This window comes from Cytobacillus sp. FSL H8-0458 (assembly GCF_038002165.1).
Classification (GTDB): Bacteria; Bacillota; Bacilli; order Bacillales; family Cytobacillaceae; genus Cytobacillus.
On sequence record NZ_JBBOBR010000002.1, the window covers coordinates 261381 to 279137 of the forward strand.

16 protein-coding genes are annotated in these 17757 nt (G+C 44.4%); 4 read left to right on the forward strand and 12 right to left on the reverse strand.

Annotation, left to right across the window (positions count from 1 at the left end; translation table 11 throughout):
* Positions 1–225: 225 nt before the first annotated feature.
* The 5 genes from NYE23_RS22660 to NYE23_RS22680 form a co-directional block, all read right to left on the reverse strand.
* Complete coding sequence (locus tag NYE23_RS22660; protein ID WP_335686935.1) at positions 226–1593, reverse strand: murein hydrolase activator EnvC family protein; 1368 nt, start codon at positions 1591–1593, stop codon at positions 226–228.
* 157 nt (positions 1594–1750) lie between these two features.
* On the reverse strand, positions 1751–2644 hold the full coding sequence (gene ftsX, locus NYE23_RS22665; RefSeq protein WP_048009812.1) for a permease-like cell division protein FtsX: 894 nt from the start codon (positions 2642–2644) through the stop codon (positions 1751–1753).
* The gene (gene ftsE, locus NYE23_RS22670) at positions 2634–3320 is read right to left on the reverse strand and encodes a cell division ATP-binding protein FtsE (protein WP_341081347.1); all 687 of its coding nucleotides are present in this window, start codon (positions 3318–3320) and stop codon (positions 2634–2636) included. The genes ftsX and ftsE overlap by 11 nt, the downstream gene beginning before the upstream one ends.
* A gap of 391 nt (positions 3321–3711) precedes the next feature.
* Positions 3712–4065: a cytochrome c551 gene (gene cccB, locus NYE23_RS22675; protein WP_048009814.1), complete on the reverse strand. Its 354-nt coding sequence runs from the start codon at positions 4063–4065 to the stop codon at positions 3712–3714.
* 52 nt (positions 4066–4117) lie between these two features.
* Positions 4118–4984, reverse strand: coding sequence for a YitT family protein (locus tag NYE23_RS22680; RefSeq protein ID WP_335450614.1), 867 nt, complete (start codon positions 4982–4984; stop codon positions 4118–4120).
* Positions 4985–5265: 281 nt separating this feature from the next.
* Between NYE23_RS22680 and NYE23_RS22685 the strand changes: the two genes are divergently transcribed.
* Positions 5266–5784, forward strand: a complete 519-nt coding sequence (locus NYE23_RS22685; RefSeq protein WP_335450611.1) for a hypothetical protein — start codon at positions 5266–5268, stop codon at positions 5782–5784.
* An 89-nt stretch (positions 5785–5873) separates the two neighbouring features.
* On the opposite strand, the gene prfB is transcribed toward NYE23_RS22685, so the two are convergent.
* From prfB to NYE23_RS22720, 7 genes are all read right to left on the reverse strand, one after another.
* Positions 5874–6987, reverse strand: a protein-coding gene (prfB, locus tag NYE23_RS22690) for a peptide chain release factor 2 (RefSeq protein ID WP_341081361.1) whose coding sequence is annotated in 2 segments (ribosomal slippage) — positions 5874–6914 and positions 6916–6987 — 1113 coding nt in all. Because the reading frame shifts where the segments join, the coding sequence is not laid out codon by codon here.
* A gap of 126 nt (positions 6988–7113) precedes the next feature.
* Complete coding sequence (secA, locus tag NYE23_RS22695) at positions 7114–9627, reverse strand: preprotein translocase subunit SecA (RefSeq protein WP_341081362.1); 2514 nt, start codon at positions 9625–9627, stop codon at positions 7114–7116.
* A gap of 500 nt (positions 9628–10127) precedes the next feature.
* Positions 10128–11183: a YecA family protein gene (locus tag NYE23_RS22700; RefSeq protein ID WP_341081364.1), complete on the reverse strand. Its 1056-nt coding sequence runs from the start codon at positions 11181–11183 to the stop codon at positions 10128–10130.
* A gap of 328 nt (positions 11184–11511) precedes the next feature.
* Positions 11512–12351 carry a DUF1028 domain-containing protein gene (locus NYE23_RS22705; protein WP_341081367.1) on the reverse strand — a complete coding sequence of 280 codons (840 nt, stop codon included), beginning with the start codon at positions 12349–12351 and terminating at the stop codon, positions 11512–11514.
* Between the two features lie 12 nt (positions 12352–12363).
* The gene (locus NYE23_RS22710) at positions 12364–12894 is read right to left on the reverse strand and encodes a chromate transporter (protein WP_163144171.1); all 531 of its coding nucleotides are present in this window, start codon (positions 12892–12894) and stop codon (positions 12364–12366) included.
* The gene (locus tag NYE23_RS22715; protein WP_335450593.1) at positions 12891–13466 is read right to left on the reverse strand and encodes a chromate transporter; all 576 of its coding nucleotides are present in this window, start codon (positions 13464–13466) and stop codon (positions 12891–12893) included. The genes NYE23_RS22710 and NYE23_RS22715 overlap by 4 nt, the downstream gene beginning before the upstream one ends.
* 180 nt (positions 13467–13646) lie before the next feature.
* Positions 13647–15257: a gamma-glutamyltransferase family protein gene (locus NYE23_RS22720; protein ID WP_341081371.1), complete on the reverse strand. Its 1611-nt coding sequence runs from the start codon at positions 15255–15257 to the stop codon at positions 13647–13649.
* A 477-nt stretch (positions 15258–15734) separates the two neighbouring features.
* Here NYE23_RS22720 and NYE23_RS22725 point away from each other — a divergent pair, with 477 nt between their 5' ends.
* The 3 genes from NYE23_RS22725 to NYE23_RS22735 all read left to right on the forward strand — a co-directional run bounded on the left by NYE23_RS22725 (position 15735) and on the right by NYE23_RS22735 (position 17746).
* Positions 15735–16124, forward strand: a complete 390-nt coding sequence (locus NYE23_RS22725; RefSeq protein WP_335450587.1) for a sporulation protein — start codon at positions 15735–15737, stop codon at positions 16122–16124.
* 235 nt (positions 16125–16359) lie between these two features.
* Positions 16360–16638 carry a YkvA family protein gene (locus tag NYE23_RS22730; protein ID WP_341081373.1) on the forward strand — a complete coding sequence of 93 codons (279 nt, stop codon included), beginning with the start codon at positions 16360–16362 and terminating at the stop codon, positions 16636–16638.
* A 133-nt stretch (positions 16639–16771) separates the two neighbouring features.
* On the forward strand, positions 16772–17746 hold the full coding sequence (locus NYE23_RS22735) for a BMP family lipoprotein (protein WP_341081376.1): 975 nt from the start codon (positions 16772–16774) through the stop codon (positions 17744–17746).
* Positions 17747–17757 lie beyond the last annotated feature (11 nt).

Sequence of the window (17757 nt, forward strand, 5' to 3'; positions counted from 1 at the left end):
TATATTTTCAGCGTCTGCGGCCTTCCCCGATTTTTAAGTAAATAAAAACAACCCGCAAAGGGAGCGGGATGTCTTCGCATATTTCATCCTATGTATGGAATGGACGAGTTATGATTTGTTTTGTTTGAGACTATTTTAAAAACAGACTTCTTGTAGGATTAAAGACCCTCTTTTCGGGTAAAAGAAAAGTGGAAGAAGCTATACTCCTTCCACTTTACGCTATTTTTATAGAGGCACAATGCCTACAGGATTAATCGCATTTGATTTTGCTGCATTCCAAGAACCTCTGTGAAGTTCAAAGTGCAGATGCTGGCCGTAAGATTGTCCAGTATTGCCCATGATACCGATTTGCTGGCCTTTAGAAACTGTCTGGCCAGAGCCGACAGAACGGCTTCTCATGTGAGCATATACAGTAGTATACGTTTGTCCGCCTACAGAGTGAGCAATAAAAATCGCATTTCCGTAGCTGCTGGAGTAATATGAACGGATGACAACACCATCTGCTGCAGCCACAATTGGAACTGTTCCGCCTGCAGCAATATCTACTCCAAAATGATCGCCTAATGAACGGCTGCCGAAACCGGAAGAAAGTCTTCCTGATGCTGGTCTTGTCCAGGCTCCGCTTGCTACAGAAGGTGCAGATACCTGCGGGCTGCTTGATGATCCGCTGTCAGATGATGAGCTGCTTCCCGCTGATGAACTGCTTCCCGCTGATGAAGAGCTCTTCTTAGCCGCTTCTGCTGCAGCCTTTTGTCTTGCCAGTTCAGCTTGTTTTGCTGCCTCTGCTTGTCTTGCTGCCTCTGCTTGTCTTTCCTGCTCTAGCTTGATCGCTTTTTGAATTGCCGCTTCCTGGGCTGCAAGAATCTCATTTTCTTCAGCTAGTTCAAGCTTATGGGCATGCATTTCCTCTTCTTCATGCTTTAAGGATGCAAGCAGCTTATCTTTCTCTGCTTTTTGAGCGTTTAAGCTCTTTTTCATGCTTTCAAGCTCGGCACGCATTGTTTCTAAAGAGGCAAGCTCTTCTTTTACCTGATTCTGTTTTTTCTCAAGCTCGTCTTTATCCGCCTGATGCGCTTGTAAAATTTCCTGGTCAGCTTCTACGATTGTTGCAACTGCTCCAACCCGTTCAACAAAATCTCCAAAGCTCTGCGCACCCATTAAAACATCAATATAGCTCACCATTCCGCCAGTTTCCTGGTAGTTGCGTGCACGGTCTTTTAATAGTTCATTACGCTTTTTGATGCGCTCTACTAATACTTTAATTTCTGCTTCAAGTTTCTCAATTTCCTTTTTAGTATCTGCAATCTCTTGATTCTTTTCTTCAATTTTAGCTAAAGCATCACTGATCGCTTTATCCAGACGCTCAATCTCACTTTGTACAGATTGCTGCTCGCCCTGGTTTTCGCTAAGCTGTTTATCTGTATCGTTAATTTTCGACTCTACTCCGGAACGCTGCTGGTTTATTTTGTCTTTTTGGCTGTTTAACTCATTTATTTTATTTGCTGCAGACGCCTTCTCAATAGGCATCCCAACTGTTATGCTGCCAAAACCCAGAACGGCAGCTAATGATAAGGTGATGATGGATTTCTTCAATTTCCGATTTCTCCTTTCAATGAACACCATATGTACAGGTTAATCGTTCTATATTTCATCCAAGTCTGAAACATTTAGCTTTTCTGAATCGTCTAATATAATGAAGCTTGAAGGCGCCTGGACAGGTTCCCCCCACCGCAGGGCCTTCTAAGCTTGTTTATACTTTCAGGAACTTTCTGACTGACATTAAGCTTCCCCATACACCAATGAGAGCACCCATCAGGATAAGAAGTCCGGAAATCTGATAGACAAACGGACTGAACTCCAGCAGCTTGACAAAATGTCCTTCAAGCTTTGGCGCCAAATAATCATAGGCGTAATAGTATGCTGATGAAACAAGCGCAATTGGAATAATGGATCCGAGCAGCCCAAGCCATAACCCTTCAAGGAAGAATGGCCATCTGATGAACGAGTTGGTTGCTCCTACCAATCTCATAATCTCAATTTCTTTTCTACGTGACATAATCGTAATCTTAATAGTATTGGAAATCAGGAACATGGCAGTGAATAATAAGCCGATAATCAGCACAAGGCCTACGTTTCGTCCGGCATTGATAAAGTTGAATAGTTTTTCAACCTGTCCCTGCCCATATTTTACTTTTGCCGCATATTCCATTTTTTCAATCTGCTTTGCAGCTTTCATCGTGTCTGCCGGGTTTTTCGTCTTTACGATAAATACATCGTTCAGCGGATTATCCTGTTCAAACAGTTTGAAGGCTTCGCCTTCTTCACCAAGGCTGTTTATTAAGCTATCAAGCTCTTTTTCCTTAGTTGAGTATTCAACTGTTTTGACTTCGGGTATTCCTTCGATTTTTTGCCGTAAAACTTCCTGATCCTGCTCATTTGCAGCGACATCGATGTGAACGCGGATTTCCACGTCCTCTTCAATGGTTGTAGCCACCTTGTTGAGATTCATCATAATGACGAAAAATACACCAACTAAAATGAGGGTTACCGTCACCGCACTTGCCGAAGCAAATGTCATCCAGCCGTTTCGCCCGAGACTTTTAAAACTTTCGCGGAAGTGCCGGCCCAATGTTCTAGCTTTCATAGCCGTAATCACCTCTTTGCTCGTCACGCACAATTCTTCCGCCTTCAATGGCAATAACGCGGTGCTTAATCGTGTTAACAATTTCTTTATTATGAGTTGCCATGACCACAGTCGTTCCTCTCGTGTTGATTTCATCGAAGATGTTCATGATTTCCCATGAGGTATCCGGGTCAAGGTTTCCTGTAGGCTCGTCCGCTATTACGACCTTTGGAGAGTTTACAATTGATCTGGCGATGGAAACACGCTGCTGCTCCCCGCCTGATAATTCGGTCGGAAGCATCCTTGCTTTATGTTTTAAACCTACAAGGTCCAATGTTTCCATAACTTGTTTTTTAATGTTCTTCGGATGCTCTTCAATTACCTCAAGAGCAAAAGCGACATTTTCATAGACAGTCAGTGTCTGCAGGAGTTTAAAGTCCTGGAAAACGACACCGATTTTACGGCGCATAAGCGGCACCTTTGCATTCTTCAATGAAGCCAGATTCACTCCGTCAATGGTGATCGTTCCGCTCGAAGGCTTTTCTTCCCGGTACATCATTTTGATAAAAGTGGATTTACCGGCACCACTTGGCCCTACTACATAAACAAACTCACCTTGCTTAATATGGATATCTATCCCGCTGGCAGCTGTAACGCCATTGGGGTATCTCTTATATACGTCTTTCATTTCGATCATATATATCACCTAGCATCTAGTGTGTATTAAGAATTTAAATAACAGACGGCTTGTTTCGCTAAAAAACGACATCTTTTCGACATAGAGGATGACAAAATACTTGTAAATACTGCCTAATTAGCCATCTAAAATTCTCACACAACCCATTATAACATCATAAGTTGTCAAAATAACGGAAAAAATTATTACAGTTTCTTTTCAATCCCAATACTTTTGTTACTTTTTTCCTGAATTTCTTTAATATTCTACTGTATTATTTTCTTAATCGTCTGATTTTTACTTCTTTTTTCATATTGCATTTACTCGATATTTGTCGCAGATTGTTCAATCTCCTTAAATATAAGAAAAAATAAAAACACCCTGCTAAACAGAGCGTTTTTATTTGATCCTATTATTTCTTGCCCGCTAGCCAAGATGCTACAGCAGAAGCTTCTTCTCCCTGAAGCAATCCTTTAGGCATTGCTCCTTTACCGTTAGCTATCGTGTTTTCAATATCTTCCTGTGATAGGTTTGCACCGATTTTATCAAGTGCAGGCCCTACACCGCCTTCAAGGTTTGCACCGTGGCAGCTTGAACATTTCTGTTCATAAAGCTTTTGTGCATCGCCAGCGTCAGCCGTATCAGTTGTTGTTTCACCGCCGCCGTTTGTAGAAGTGTCCTTGTCTTCAGCAGCATCGTCTCCGCCGCCGCAGGCTGCAAGAACTAAAGATGTACCCATTAGTAATGCTAATAGCTTCTTTTTCACCTATAATTCCCCCTCAGGAAAAAATACTAAGTACAGCTATATTATACCAACACTACGCTCGTTTGAAACCCTCGCCCAACACCTCAGAAGCATCCGTAACAATGATAAATGCAGTAGGATCAATGGTTTGAACCAGTTGTTTCAATTTTGTGAACTCTGTCTGATCCACCACACACATCAGGACCGGACGTTCATGGTCGGTATAACCACCGTATGCTGATAGTTTTGTCACACCGCGGTCAATTTTATTCAAAATTCCTTCACGAACTTCACTTTGTTTTTCAGTAATGATTAAAGCCATCTTTGTCCGGCTGAAACCAAGCTGGATCAGGTCAATTGTTTTACTTGTTACATATAAAGCAATTAAGGCATACAGCCCCTGCTCTATGTCAAAAATAATCGCAGCCGACAATACGATCAAACCATCGATTATCGCAACACAAGTGCCAAGAGACAAACCTGTATACTTGTTAATAATCTGTGCTGCAAGGTCTGTCCCTCCTGTAGATGCTTTACCCCTGAAAACAATTCCTAAACCAAGACCGACGCCAATTCCGCCAAAAAGCGATGCGAGCAGCGGATCAGATGTCCATGGCTCATATTCCTTTGTCAGAAAAACAACAAACGGCAGGAAGATTGTCCCGGCCAGAGTCTTTGCCCCAAATTGTTTTCCAAGCAGCAGCACACCAGCAATAAATAGCGGTATATTAAATGCCCACTGTACATAAGCAGGCTCCCAGCCAAAAACTGCATCCAGGATCGTACTGATCCCGCTTACCCCGCCTGATGCAATCCGATTGGGCAGCAAGAACACATTAAACGCGACCGCTACAATACCTGACCCTATCAAAACGTATAAATACTCCAGCAATCTCTCCGCTTTTGTACTATAAGTATATCCTCTTCTATATTTGCCCATTTCTTCTCCCTCCGGTGTCCCGATCTATGCAGAATCTGATATTCCATTTTTACCGTCAGTGAGTATAGCATGGAGTTTGAGGCCTGTAAATGCCATTGAACTGCCGTATTAAAGGACTATGCTCTGCCTTTTCATTATGGTGCGATAAAATCGTTCAATTTATCATGCAATATTAAGTGTGAAATGTTTATGAACTTTTTGGAAGAATGCTCCGAGGCCGCCTTCTCATCAGCATGAAATGCAGTGGCATGTGGTATAATGTCGAAAAAGAGGTGAGAAAATTGGAGAAGATTCTTAATGAAATTTTAAGTACATTGAAGGACCATTCAAAGAGGTTTGATGGAATTGATGAGAAGTTCGATTCGATTGATAAAAGATTCGACTCTATAGACCAGAAATTTGATTCGATTGACCAGAGATTTGAATCGATAGATCAGAAATTTGATACGATTGATAAAAAGTTTGATTTGATTGATCAGAGGTTTGATTCAATAGATAAGAGGTTTGATTCGATTGACCATGAAATCTCAGATGTTAAAAGCAGACTTGGAAATGTTGAGAACAGACTTGGGAATGTTGAGAACAGCGTTGAAAGACTTTCTGAACAGGTTGAAAACAATGCGGCCGAATTCAGAAGCCATTTTAAGCATATTGAAACAAAGCTGGATCAGCATGAAGAGACTTTTAACGTCATCTCTGACGCAATAAAAGGCACAAAAATTGATATCGTTCACCTCAGTGAAAAGAGCGGGGTTCAAGAAATGGAAATTAACCAGCTCAAAAAGCGTATCCACTCCTAAAGCACTCCCCATTCACCGGCTAGCTCAGTTAAATTCCATAGAAAAAATAAGCCTATGCCGGTAATATGCCAGCATAGGCTTTTTTGCATTTAATCCTGTGGCAAAATTAATTTTGACCGCAAGTATGCGTTAATAAACATATCCAGATCTCCGTCCATAACTCCCTGAACATTACCTGCCTCCGTGTTAGTGCGGTGGTCTTTCACCATGGAATATGGGTGGAAAACATAGGAACGGATCTGGCTTCCCCAGCCGATGTCTTTTTGCTCACCGCGGATTTCAGCCAATTCTGCTTCCTGTTCCTCGATTTTCTTTTGATAAAGCTTGGCTTGGAGCATCTTCATGGCACGTTCGCGGTTTTTGATCTGGGAACGCTCTGTCTGGCAGGTTACCACGACATTTGTCGGCAAGTGGGTGATACGGACAGCAGAGTCAGTTGTGTTGATATGCTGACCGCCGGCGCCGCTTGCACGGTATGTGTCGATTTTGAGATCTTCGGTACGGATATCGATTTCAATTTCATCATTGAATTCCGGCATCACTTCACAGGAAACGAATGAAGTATGACGGCGGCCTGATGAATCAAATGGAGAAATCCTGACAAGGCGGTGCACGCCTTTTTCTGCCTTCAAGTAGCCATAAGCATTATGTCCCTTGATGCTAAGTGTAACACTCTTGATCCCCGCTTCATCTCCCGGCAGGTAATCAAGGGTTTCCACTTTGAAGCCTTTCTTTTCAGCCCAGCGTGTGTACATGCGAAGCAGCATACTGCCCCAGTCCTGTGACTCGGTACCGCCTGCACCCGGATGCAGTTCAAGAATGGCATTGTTTTTATCATATTCTTCGCTTAAAAGAAGCTGAAGCTCGAAATCATTCAGGCGCTTCACTAAATCCTTAAGCTCTTCCTCAAGATCGGCCTGCAATTCTGCGTCGCTCTCTTCTTTTACGAGTTCATAAGTTAATTCCAGATTCTCAAACGCTTCGTATAAATCGTGGAATTCAACCACCTGGTCTTTCAGTGAGTTTGATTCGCTGATCACAATCTGTGCCGCCTGCTGGTCATCCCAGAATCCAGGCTGCAGCATGACATCGTCAAGCTCAGCGATGCGTGCCTCTTTGTTTTCTAAGTCAAAGAGACCCCCTAAAGTCCGCTAAAATCTTAGCTGTTTTTTCAAGTTCATTGCGAATATCTGCTAATTCCATTTTGGTCACCTCAAAGAATATTTTTTCCTATTATAGCGTGATTATCTGTAAAAGCCTATATCAGCATATGCCTATAAAAGCTTTTTCCAAAGAGAGAAGCCGGCAAAGCTGTTGCCGGCTCTCTTTTTATTTCTCTGCACCACAGCAGTTTTTATATTTCTTTCCGCTGCCGCAGATGCATTGGTCGTTTCGTCCAACGTCCATCTGCTTGACGACAGGTTTTTTCTTAACCTTTTCACCGTCTTCTTTAGGGTTGACGGCCTGGCCTTTGGCCACTTCCTGGCGCTCGAGGTTGTTGCGGATTTCAGCTTTCATGATGTACTTGGCCACATCCTCTTCAATGGATGCAATCATGTTTTCAAACATGGCAAAGCCTTCTCCCTGGTACTCACGAAGCGGATCGGTCTGGCCATACGCACGCAGGTGGATTCCCTGACGCAGCTGATCCATTGCGTCGATGTGGTCCATCCATTTGGAGTCAACGGCACGAAGCACGATAACTTTTTCAAATTCACGCATCTGTTCAGGGCTAAGCATTTCTTCTTTTTCATTATAGCGTTCTTTAACCTTGGCAAAAATGGTCTCGGCGATTTCCTCCGCATCTTTGCCGCGGATGTCATTTACAGTAAGGTCGCCTTCATTAAGAAGGTTTCCATTTACATAGTCAATGATACCCTGCAGGTTCCAGTTTTCCTCATCTTCATGTCCTGGTGCATATCCTTCTACATTGCGCTGGATGCTGGTCATGATCATCTTTTCAACAATCTCTCTCAAGTTCTCAGACTCCAGAACTTCGTTGCGCTGACCGTAAAGAATCTCACGCTGCTGACGGAGAACATCGTCGTAAGAAAGAAGCTGCTTACGTGCATCGAAGTTATTGCCCTCAACGCGTTTTTGCGCAGATTCAACGGCTCTGGAAACCATTTTACTCTGGATCGGCTGAGTGTCATCCATTCCAAGGCGTTCCATCATTGATTTCATATTGTCAGAACCGAAACGGCGCATCAATTCATCTTCCATGGAAAGATAGAACTGCGTGACACCAGGGTCGCCCTGACGCCCGGAACGTCCGCGGAGCTGGTTATCGATACGTCTGCTTTCATGACGCTCTGTTCCAATAACGCAAAGACCGCCTAGTTCCTTTACACCTTCGCCGAGCTTGATATCCGTACCGCGTCCTGCCATGTTTGTGGCAATTGTCACGGCACCCTGCTTGCCGGCATCCAGGATAATTTCCGCTTCACGGCCGTGGTTCTTCGCATTTAGGACGTTATGCGGAACCCCTTTTTTGCTCAGGTATTTAGAGATGATTTCAGATGTTTCGATCGCCACTGTACCGACGAGTACAGGCTGTCCTTTTTTATGACGCTCGGCAATATCTTCTACGACAGCACGGAATTTGCCATCCATTGTTGCATAAATTAAATCAGCACGGTCATCACGGGCGATCGGACGGTTTGTCGGAATCACCACAACGTTCATATTGTAGATATTGCGGAATTCCTCTTCTTCCGTTTTCGCCGTACCCGTCATACCGGCAAGCTTTTCGTACATACGGAAATAGTTCTGGAAAGTAATAGTAGCAAGGGTCATGCTCTCGTTCTGGATTTCCAGGCCTTCCTTCGCTTCGATCGCCTGGTGAAGCCCATCGCTGTAACGGCGGCCCTTCATCAGACGGCCGGTAAATTGGTCAACGATGACGATTTCATCGTCCTGAACGACATAATCAACATCCAGGTGCATGCTGGAATGTGCTTTTAGTGCCTGTGTAATATGGTGGTTAAGTGCGACATGTGAAATGTCGAAAAGGTTGTCGATTCCAAAAGCCTTCTCTGCTTTCGTCATCCCTTCTTCAGTAAGCTGCACGCCTTTTGTTTTTTCATCATACGTGAAATCTTCGTCTTTTTTCAGGCGGCTGACAAACGCATTTGCCTGAATATAAAGCTGTGTGGACTTTTGGGCTGAACCGGAAATGATCAGCGGTGTACGCGCTTCGTCAATAAGGATGGAGTCAACTTCATCAATTACGGCATAGTGAAGAGGACGCTGAACCTTCTGTTCTTTGTAAAGAACCATGTTATCGCGAAGGTAATCAAATCCAAGCTCATTGTTTGTGCTGTATGTGATATCAGCCGCATAGGCAGCCTGCTTTTCTTCTTTGGAAAGTCCGTTTAAGTTAAGGCCAACAGTCAGGCCCAGGAATTCATAAAGCAGACCCATTTCAGTGGCGTCACGGCTTGCAAGGTATTCGTTGACTGTAACAACGTGTACACCTTTTCCTGTCAAGGCATTGAGGTAAACCGGCATGGTTGCAGTGAGGGTTTTACCTTCACCGGTTTTCATCTCGGAAATGTTGCCGTCATGAAGGGAAATCCCCCCCATTAACTGAACCGGATATGGATATAAGCCAAGAACACGCTTCGCTGCTTCACGGACAACCGCAAAGGCTTCAGTCAGCAGATCATCAACGGTTTCTCCCTTTTGGTAGCGGGCTTTGAATTCTTCCGTTTTCTCGCGCAGCTGCTCGTCCGATAATTTTTCCATATCAGATGCAAGGGCATCGATTTCTTCTGCCATTTTGGTGAGGCGTTTTATTTCGCGTTTATTTTGATCAAACACTTTATTTAAAATCCCAAGCATAAAAACGCTCCTTTATGTTGGATATGACAGCTCTTTATTCAGGGCTGGACATATCTGATTTCATAGTTAATATCATTGCACAGGTAGTAATAGATTCGCTATTTCCCGGCAGAATCCTCCCATGAAAATTCACATTATTTCTTATTAATATTACCACTTTGAGAGGGGGGTGACAACTTATGCCGCATGTGGGCTTAATCGAGATCGTTAGTTTGATGATAATGAAGTTGGTTTCCGTTCGGGGACTGGGTGGCTTTTTGGGGTTTGGTCCGAAGTTGGCTGGGGTTCGGACTCAGAATGGCTTTTTATCGGGGGCTGTGTCCGAAGTTGGACTGGGTTCAGACTCAGGATGACATTTTCCAGGGTCTTGTGTCCGAAGTTGGACTGGGTTCGGACTCAGGATGACATTTTCCAGGGTCTTGTGTCCGAAGCTGGCTCCGGTTAGATTCGGATCAACATTCCCCCTTAAATAAAAACAGAGAGCAGCGATGCTCTCCATTTTACGAATTCGACGATTCAATCAGTTCAATAATAGTTTTCTCAACTGCGTCATAAATCTCGCCATAATAATTGGAAACCCGGTTCGCATTGATGCCGTATAACTCTCCGAATTCTTTCTGAGTGAGATTTTCCTTTACAGGAGCTATTGTGCTTACAAGGTATCTCAGGCCGGCAACATAGTTATCAGGTTTTTTAACCTGTTTGCCGGTTTTCCCGATGTACTCCATCCAAAGTGAAATTCCCATGCCAATCAGCCATGGCTCTTCATCAGCTTTTATCATATCGTCCCGGAACATGTTGGCAACCTGCTCTGCACCCTTGGTAGGCCAGTCGAAATTGTCCATATTTGGACCAGCTAATGATTTCGGCGTGTCATTCATAAGATCAATGAGGAACTCAGCCATGTATTCTTCAGGATTCTCATATTCAGATTCTTCGAAGGAATAATGGATGTAATCTGCAAACTGCGCAGCATTATCTCCCGGCAGGTCAAATATTGCAGGAAATGCCACAAACTCTTCTCCATAAGGAAGCAGCATAGCAAAGGCAAAGTTCCCTTCATTAACTTCCATATCACCAAATAGGGAGACATTGTAAATCTTCCCGGTCAGACAATCCTCGATAACTGCTTTGTCTTCAGTCACTTCAATTAATTTCCCGGCAGCAGCCTTGCTATCCTCCCATGACTTCAAAATGCTTTTTAAGCGAGGGCGCGCAACGGCTGGCAGCTTAGAATAAATGAACTCATCCATTACGGATTCCACATCATCCAGCGTTCCAAAAAGAATATACCAGAATGAGTGCACAAATTCATAAAACTCTTTTTCCTGCGGTTCAATGTCTTCAAGTATTTCCAGAAGATCTTTGAAATCCTCTTTCATGTCATCCTCAAAATGAGTAAATGCAAAGACTCTTGCTTCCTTTTGAAGCTCCAGAACTTCGTGATTCAATACATCCTTAATCGAAACAGCATCCCTGCTGCCGCAGCACTTTTTATATTTTTTTCCGCTCCCGCATGGGCACGGCTCGTTTCTGCTTACTTTTACTGTTGACATCTTATAAATCTCTCCTACCAAATTCGTTTAACTCTACTATCCTAACATTTATCAGCCGTTTAGGCATTAATCAAAAGGATTTTAACATTTGGCAGGTTAAGGAAGCCGGAATTGCATGCAGAATTAGCTGATTTCGGTCACTTCATCAGTCTTATCGGTCAGTTTTTTATTTTATCGGTCACTGTCCAGATATATCGGTCACATTTTTCTTTTTATCGGTCAGTTTTCCAATATATCGGTCAGTTCGCGTCCTGACAGCTTTCCAGCAGCAAACCAATAGTAAAAACAAAAAAACGCGAAGAGCATCACACTCTCCGCATTTCCATTTTCATTTCTTTTTCATATATGCCAAAACATCCAAATCAATCTTCCCCGCTTCCTGCTCGCGGGCTTCGAAGTTTTCGGTATGTATGAAGGCAGTTAATGCTTTCAATAGCTGTTCATCACCCTGACCGATCTTTAAATAATCGAGCCGAGTTAATTCCCGGACAAGCTCCTCTTTTAACTCACCTTCAATTGCCCTAATCCGTTCAGCCTTTGACGGAGCAAAATAGAGCTGCTGCAGATGATAAATCCGAATCAGGTCAGCAATCGGCTCCGGATGGTCATCGACCCGCAAGTCGATGTAGCGGTCATTAAATCCTCCGTATCCGCCGGCTTCTTTCACTACAAGAAGAGCTGCGGATTGCTGGCCCCGGCTGTCACCGCCGGCTGCCTGACCGGCATTTAAGGCAGCGAGCAGGCGCTCAGCCAAAGTGCCGTCAGTACTGATAAACGTCTGGCCCATTGCCTCAACCGTTTTTTCATCCACCAGGATATTGCCCTGAGCGGCAAAGTGAGGACCTGTAATGCCTCCAGCCCAATTATAGCAGCCTTCCCCTGTGAACGTTGCCGGGTTTCCCATGCTATCCAGCAGTCCGACCTGGCGGAGCTCTTTTTCGGGATCATCTTTAGTAATGATATCAAGTGCTTCCTCGGCAGTTTTCCCCTCTTCCATCAATTGCAACGCACGCGGTCCATATGAAGTATTGGCGTATGACTGAGTCGCAACTGCTCCAATACCCTCTTTTGCAAAGGGCACTACTGCACCAACCCCGAGAAATTTCGATTGAACCGCGATTCCCCATTCTTTCTCTTTCGGATCATATCCGATTATGGAAAATGTCATATAAACCCTCCTCTATCCTAAAACAAGTCCTCCGTAAACGAGCGCTCCAGCGATAACATAAGCCGGATGAACCTTAAGCCTTTCCATTAAAAAGAAGCTAACCAGCCCGATGAAAAGTGTCTGCCAGATTCCCGCACCTTCATATGCAGAGAAAAAGAAGTCATACGTCATAATGCCAAGCAGGACCGCTATCACCGGCCGGATATAAGTAGTCATGCGCTTCACACGCGGCGATTCCTTATATTTCATAAGAAGTCCGAGGAGCGCGATCATCAGAATCAGCGATGGAGCTACAGTGGCGAATACCCCCACGATGGCTCCGAGGATTCCTCCCTGTTCATATCCGATATAACCGGCCATTTTTGTGGCAATCGGGCCGGGCAGAGCATTGCCCATCGCCAGCATTTCACTGAATTCATTTGTTGTGAGCCAGCCATAATGGTCGACCACTTCATTCTCAACCAGCGGAATGGATGCCGGTCCCCCGCCGTATCCAAGAATCCCCGGAATAAAGAATGCCAAGAATATCTGAACGTAAATCATGCGAGATTCCTCTCCTTTTTTGCCTCATTTTTATCCGCTTTATCTTTTTTCAGGAGAGCCGCTGTCAGCAACACAAATATGATAATCGCAGGATGAATATTAACGAATTCAAGAAGAACTAAGCTTACGGCTGTAAAAAGGAGTGTCCAGCCCCAGCCGAGTGACGATTTCGATGACTTTTTAATAAAGTCCCAAGTGAGTGTTGCCAGCATCACGGCCACAACTGGGACGACTGCCTTTGTCATGCCGGCTACCCATGGCTGGTCTTTAAATGTATTTAATGCAGTAAGAAGAATAATCATAAGGAAAATTGTTGGTACCATTGTTGCTGCAAGTGCAGTGACCATGCCAAGAATGCCGCCAACACGATAACCTATATAGCCGGCCATTTTTGTGGCAATCGGGCCAGGGAGTGCATTGCCCAGCGCCAGCACATCGCCGAATTCATCCGTATCCATCCATTTATATTTATCAACAACCTCTTTATGGACAAGCGGAATCGACGACGGGCCGCCGCCATAGCCGAGGATTCCTACTCTAAAAAAAGCCATAAAGATGTCAGCCTGCTTCATGATGCTACCACCTCTTTTCGTTGTTTCGGTACCAGGTACCTATATCACTACTAGACCAGTTTGGTATCCCTGCCTCAGCGTCCGGAAAAAGCAGATGAAGGAGCGGCCATTTTTTCCGCTCCCCAGTATCTTTTATATGGTTATTTTACTCCTATATGCGTGCTGCTTCCTCACTTTTTATTACCAGGCTGCAATCGATCCGTCAGTTCGCGCTTCGGTTCCTCCCAAAAGCACGCCTGTTTTAGGATCACGCCAGATAATCTGGCCTCGGCCAAATCCGCCTGTATCAACGGTTACCTCAATTTGATGTCCTTTGCGCACCAGTGCCTGCGCAATGTGATTAGGGAAATGAGGCTCCACCTGAACCTTTTTTCCTTCAATCCACTGCCATCTTGGCGCATCAAGGGCTGCCTGCGGGTTCAAGTGGAAGTCCACCGTATTCATGACCACCTGCATATGCCCCTGCGGCTGCATATAGCCGCCCATCACACCGAACGGTCCAATCGCTTCTCCGTCTTTTGTCAGGAATCCAGGAATAATTGTGTGATATGTTTTCTTGCCCGGCTTCAGTGCATTATGGTGCTCCGGATCAAGCGAGAAATCGTGACCGCGATTCTGAAGGGCAATGCCTGTGCCCGGAACAACAAGCCCTGAGCCGAATCCCATATAATTGCTTTGGATGAAGGAAACCATATTGCCTTCGCTGTCAGCTGCCGCAAGATAAACAGTACCTCCGCGCGGCGGCTGATATGGCTCAGGTGTTACGGCCTCCTCGGCAATTTCGCTGCGGCGGGATTCACCGTACTCCTCTGAAAGCAATTCTTCCACTGTCACTCTCATTTCCGCCGGATCTGTAATAAATGCCTTCCCGTCAGTAAAAGCTAACTTCATCGCTTCAATTTGTTTGTGATAGGTGTCAGCTGTTTCTTTATCTCCGAAATCAAAGCCTTTAGCGATATTTAACCCTAAGAGAGCTACAAGCCCCTGGCCGTTCGGCGGGATTTCCCATACATCATAGCCGCGGTAGTTTACTTTGATGGGAGCTACCCATTCCGCCTTGTAATCAGCAAGATCTTCTTTTGATAAAAAGGCATTGTATTTTTTTGAAAAAGCATCAATTTTTTCAGCGATCTCCCCGCGGTAAAAGCTTTCGCCGTCTGTTTCGCCAATGGCTCTTAAAGTGGCTGCATGGCCTTCAGAACGCCAGACCTCGCCAATTTCAGGAGCCCGTCCATCCGGAGCAAAGGTTTCAAACCAATGCTGGAATTCATCGTCCGTCAGAATCTGTTTGAACTTTTTATACGCATACTGCCAGTACTTGCCGAGGATCGGTGTTAACGGATAACCTTTTTCCGCATAATCAATAGCGGGCTGAAGGACTTCTTTTAACGGAAGCCTGCCGAATCGCCTGGAAAGCTCAGCCCACGCAGATGGAGCACCAGGCACCGTAACCGGCATCCAGCCGTGCATCGGCATTTTTTCGATGCCTCTTTCCTTTAAAGCTTCTAAGCTAATGGACTTTGGTGCAGGGCCGCTTGCATTCAATCCATGCAGTTCCCCTTTCGTCCAGACGAGTGCAAATGCGTCGCCGCCGATTCCGTTTGATGTCGGTTCAACGACCGTAAGAGCAGCGGCTGTTGCAATCGCTGCATCTATGGCATTTCCGCCTTTTTTCATCATATCTAATCCAGCCTGTGCTGCAAGCGGCTGGGAAGTAGCCACCATGCCGTTACTCGCCATCACGGTCGTCCGCTGTGATGGGTATGGGTGGCTGTGGAAATCAAAGTTCATGGAGTTCACCTCTGTATTAAAGTGTTAAAATGGTTAATTCTGATTATAACAAATTATTTAAATATTATGTTAGTGTTTATTTCGGAATACTAAACTACTTTTGATATTGACATAGCATAAAAAATCCACTATGATGTAGCTATAAATTGAATAGTTTCTCCTAAAGGGGAGTAGCTTTTACAGCAGAGTCGTCATTACGGAGCATGCGCTCTCGGCTTTGTTGGCAATCTTAACAATTGTTAGCAAGACCTTTACCAAATATGGTAGAGGTCTTTATTTATGGGCCTTTACCACCGCGGTAAAGGCCCTTTTTGTATACGAGCCCGCACCGCAGAACGTTTGACTTTATAAAATGGAGGAATAGGTAGAAGGAAAATTGCCTGAAACTTTATCATTATTAGCACGTATAGAAGGAAACAGCAAAACGTGGTGTGAGCGAGCAGCTCCCCCTATATAAAATTAGAGGAGAGATCTTTGTTGATTTTACGAAAATACATGTCAATGCTTGGAATAGGCTCTGCGAAAATTGATCTGCAGCTGCCAAAGCTTCAATATACACCGGGAGAAAATGTGAGCGGAATCTTCCTAATTGAAGGAGGAACCATTGAACAGCAGATTAAGCGGATTGAGTGTGACCTGGTCATGACATCACCTGAGAATGAGAAGGAGGAAGTGATCGGGACAGCGACCATTCTGTCCACCAAAGTCATTGAATCAGAAGAAACCAACAAAATGGACTTTAACTTCCAGCTGCCTGAAGACATTCCCTGCTCTGCGCCTGATCGGATTTTTCAATTTAAAACAAGATTGATTTTTAACGAAGGCGTTAAAAGCGCTGATCTGGATAAAATTACGATAATTCAATAACCCTTTCCAAGGAGGAAAAAACGAGTGTAAACTATCCCCTCTTAACCCATAAAAAATATAAAAAGAGGAGATTCTTACCTAATTGAACACTTTGCAAAAGTGGCTAATTCTATTTACTTTTTGAAGCATACTTGAAACAAGCTATCTATCAGCTGCCACACTTGAGGTGAAAAACCCGCCGCGCATTCAGGTGGCAGCTTCCATTCAGCGAATGAACTAGAAAAAGGTGAACGAAATGAAGTTTCTCAAACGCATCAAATTTGTATTTAAATTTTGGAAGTTTCTGCCCTTCCTGAGGGATTACTTTCTCTCAAAGGAAGTATCAGCCGGCAAAAAGCTCTTTCCTGTTGCAGCCGGACTTCTCTATATCCTTTTGCCGCTCGACCTTGTTCCAGACTTCCTGTCGATCTTCGGATTTACGGATGATATTGTCATTACATCGTTTGTCCTTCAGCAGATGGTGAAGATGGCTCCGGAGTCATTGAAGGAGAAATATAAGGTTCTTGAGGAGTGATGCTTTTGAAGCCTGTGTTATGCAGGCTTTTTTATTTTGCTATTTTTTCAAGAAAGGTCTGACTTCATACTTAAGACCTCCTTCTTTCTGCCGATAATATGTAAGGCGAAATATTACAACATGGAGGTTTACCTTGAAAAAACTATTACCCTTCCTGCTGATGTTCAGCTTACTTCTGGCAGCCTGCTCTGCCTCTGAACAAAGCACAAACCAGCATAAAGAATATAAAATTGGCATTCTATTATCGGACACCGGACTTGGAGATGAGTCTTTTAACGACTCTGCATTCCGGGGCCTGGAAAAAGCACGTGATGAGCTGGGCATTCTGTTTGATTACAAAGAAGCGCCTGACGGAAATTTTGAAAAGCCGCTTGAAGAGCTGGTCAAAGAAGATCATGACCTGATCATCGGTCTGGGTTTCACAGCACAGGAAGCACTTGAAAAAACGGCGAAGAAATATCCTGACAAGCAATTTTTGCTGATTGATGCTGTATCCGAGCTTGATAATGTTGTTTCACTTACGTTTAAGGAGCATGAAGGCAGCTTCCTTGTCGGAATGCTCGCGGCTATGACAAGCAAAACAGGCAAGCTGGGTTTTATCGGCGGTGTTGATGTGCCTGTCATCCACCATTTTGAAAATGGATTTGTGCAAGGAGCTAAGCATTTCAACCCGAAAATTGAAGTTCTGACTGAATACGCCGGAAGTTTTGGAGATGCCGCTCTCGGCGGGAAAATTGCCGAGAAGCAAATTGCTGCAGGTGCAGATTTTATCTACCCTGCTGCCGGTTTCACCGGTTTTGGCGCACTGAAAAAAGCCGAAGAAGAAGGTGTGCTTGCCGGCGGTGTCGATTCCGACCAATATTTTGTTGCAGAAAAAGCCGTTGCCACATCGATGGTCAAAAACATCGATATTGCTGTTTTTAACCTGGCGAAGGAATTGACGGAAAACGGAAAAATCGAAGCTTCCTCCTATGAATGGGGACTGGCAGAAAACGGTGTCGGCCTTTCTGAGATCCGCGTAATTTCCTTAACAGAGGAACAGAAAGCGGCATTAAAAAAAGCAGCCGACGACATAATCGCTGGAAAAATCACAGTAAAAGCTGAATAAAGGAGCTCTTC

Coding starts and splice junctions, on each gene's coding strand:
- ftsX (WP_048009812.1), bottom strand. CDS start 2,644: ATGAAAGCTAGAACATTGGGCCGGCACTTCCGCGAAAGTTTTAAAAGT.
- ftsE (WP_341081347.1), bottom strand. CDS start 3,320: ATGATCGAAATGAAAGACGTATATAAGAGATACCCCAATGGCGTTACA.
- NYE23_RS22680 (WP_335450614.1), bottom strand. CDS start 4,984: ATGGGCAAATATAGAAGAGGATATACTTATAGTACAAAAGCGGAGAGA.
- secA (WP_341081362.1), bottom strand. CDS start 9,627: ATGCTTGGGATTTTAAATAAAGTGTTTGATCAAAATAAACGCGAAATA.
- NYE23_RS22700 (WP_341081364.1), bottom strand. CDS start 11,183: ATGTCAACAGTAAAAGTAAGCAGAAACGAGCCGTGCCCATGCGGGAGC.
- NYE23_RS22705 (WP_341081367.1), bottom strand. CDS start 12,351: ATGACATTTTCCATAATCGGATATGATCCGAAAGAGAAAGAATGGGGA.
- NYE23_RS22710 (WP_163144171.1), bottom strand. CDS start 12,894: ATGATTTACGTTCAGATATTCTTGGCATTCTTTATTCCGGGGATTCTT.
- NYE23_RS22715 (WP_335450593.1), bottom strand. CDS start 13,466: ATGAAGCAGGCTGACATCTTTATGGCTTTTTTTAGAGTAGGAATCCTC.
- NYE23_RS22720 (WP_341081371.1), bottom strand. CDS start 15,257: ATGAACTTTGATTTCCACAGCCACCCATACCCATCACAGCGGACGACC.
- NYE23_RS22730 (WP_341081373.1), top strand. CDS start 16,360: ATGAAGTTTCTCAAACGCATCAAATTTGTATTTAAATTTTGGAAGTTT.